At 52.0% G+C, this 1,405-nt stretch carries 3 protein-coding genes; all 3 read right to left on the minus strand.

Annotation, left to right across the window (positions count from 1 at the left end; genetic code table 11):
* Positions 1-65: 65 nt before the first annotated feature.
* Entirely contained in the window at positions 66-608 is a 543-nt protein-coding gene (locus ET34_RS0118850; protein WP_031524650.1) for a glycoside hydrolase family 108 protein, read from the minus strand.
* Positions 605-889, minus strand: a complete 285-nt coding sequence (locus ET34_RS0118855; protein ID WP_031524651.1) for a hypothetical protein — start codon at positions 887-889, stop codon at positions 605-607. The genes ET34_RS0118850 and ET34_RS0118855 overlap by 4 nt, the downstream gene beginning before the upstream one ends.
* On the minus strand, positions 879-1,405 hold a 527-nt coding region (locus ET34_RS0118860), incomplete at its 5' end, for a hypothetical protein (protein WP_236633899.1). The genes ET34_RS0118855 and ET34_RS0118860, both read right to left, overlap by 11 nt.

Consider the following 1,405-nt stretch of genomic DNA (forward strand, 5'->3'; position numbering starts at 1 on the left):
TGCGGCCTGCGTTCTGCTAAGAGATATTGTGCCGGCGCTACCACGCAGCATGCTGAAGACGTCCATCAGATTTCCACCCTGTCCAGCCAGCCCCACAGGAATTCCTCCTGCGATTGGTCGGCTTCCGCTATTTCAAGATAGCGCTGACCCTGAGTGCAATTGAGCGCCTTCAACAGCTTCGCTTCTGCTGCTGCATACCCGCGAATCTGGAACAGTGATTTGATGGCGCTTATTGTGCGTGGCCCGATAATCCCGTCGGCTTCCAGATCCGGGTAAAGCTTGCCCTGCCGATTAAGCGCAGTTAACCATCTCTGCAGGTGCTTTGAGGAGACTTTTGGCCCCATGTTTACACCAGTATCGCAAAGCTCAAGCGCCAACTTAGAAGATACAGCTGCCACCTGGTCAAAGCGTGGGCCGTACCAGTAATCATCATTCAGGATGGCAAGCGCCTTCTCGCGAGTAAGGTCTCGCATATCACCGGTAAATCCGTGAGCGCGGGCTGTTTTCTGAGTGATACCCCAGTTTGTCGGGCCGCCCCTGTCAGCCGGGTGGTCCACATAGCCACCTTCTTTGCCGAGGATGGAGTTAAAAATTTCGTCTTTCGTCACTTCTTCTCCTCCTCTACGAGTGGCTTAACCTTTTCAGCCGCCTTCTCTGCCGTCTGCTCTGGAAGCGTGTCGAGTTTCTTCTGGATAACGCCCACTTGCTCAGAAAGCTGCTGCACCTGCTGGTCACGATTCACAGCTTTTTTGCTGTATTCCTGCCGAATTGAGTTTATCGATACAACCACGATGGCAGTCACAATGATGCAGATGGCACATATCGCCACGCATACACCGCCAATGAATAGACGGCGCTGATGGCTTTTCGCAAAGCCCTTAAAACTCATTGCTGCCATCCTCTAATTTAGCGAGAACAGAGGTGACCTGACCCCTGAAGCTTTCAGGAAGCCCAACCTCGTTCATCTTAATAAGCAGGCTCAGCGAGTGCTTAACAAGCCTGATATCGCCCTCAAGAACAGCGATCCGCTGAAGATCTTTTTCGCGGCGCTCTCTGAGTTCATTATTTTCTTTGCGAAGCTGGTCGTTGTTTTCCTTCAGGAGGATGACCTGCTCTTTGTACTGCGTAATTACTTCGCCGCCTGCACGGTTATTAGTAACCATGGATATCAGCGCAGAGCTAATCGGCTTCCATAACGCGACGCCCGCACCAGTTGCAGCAATAGCAGCACCAATGCTTGAGATTGTGCTTATATCCATGAGGCTTTCCGGCTGCGTATTGAGAATAAAAAAGCGCCGTGACTCTGGAAGATGGGGAAATCCAACGGCGCTGAAAACGCCATGCGGCGTAATGTGAGGGTAAGGCAATGTCGGATCTGTGTCCGAAGATACCCTGGCTGGGGTTT

Source organism: Siccibacter colletis (genome assembly GCF_000696575.1).
In the GTDB taxonomy this organism is placed as follows: Bacteria; Pseudomonadota; Gammaproteobacteria; order Enterobacterales; family Enterobacteriaceae; genus Siccibacter; species Siccibacter colletis.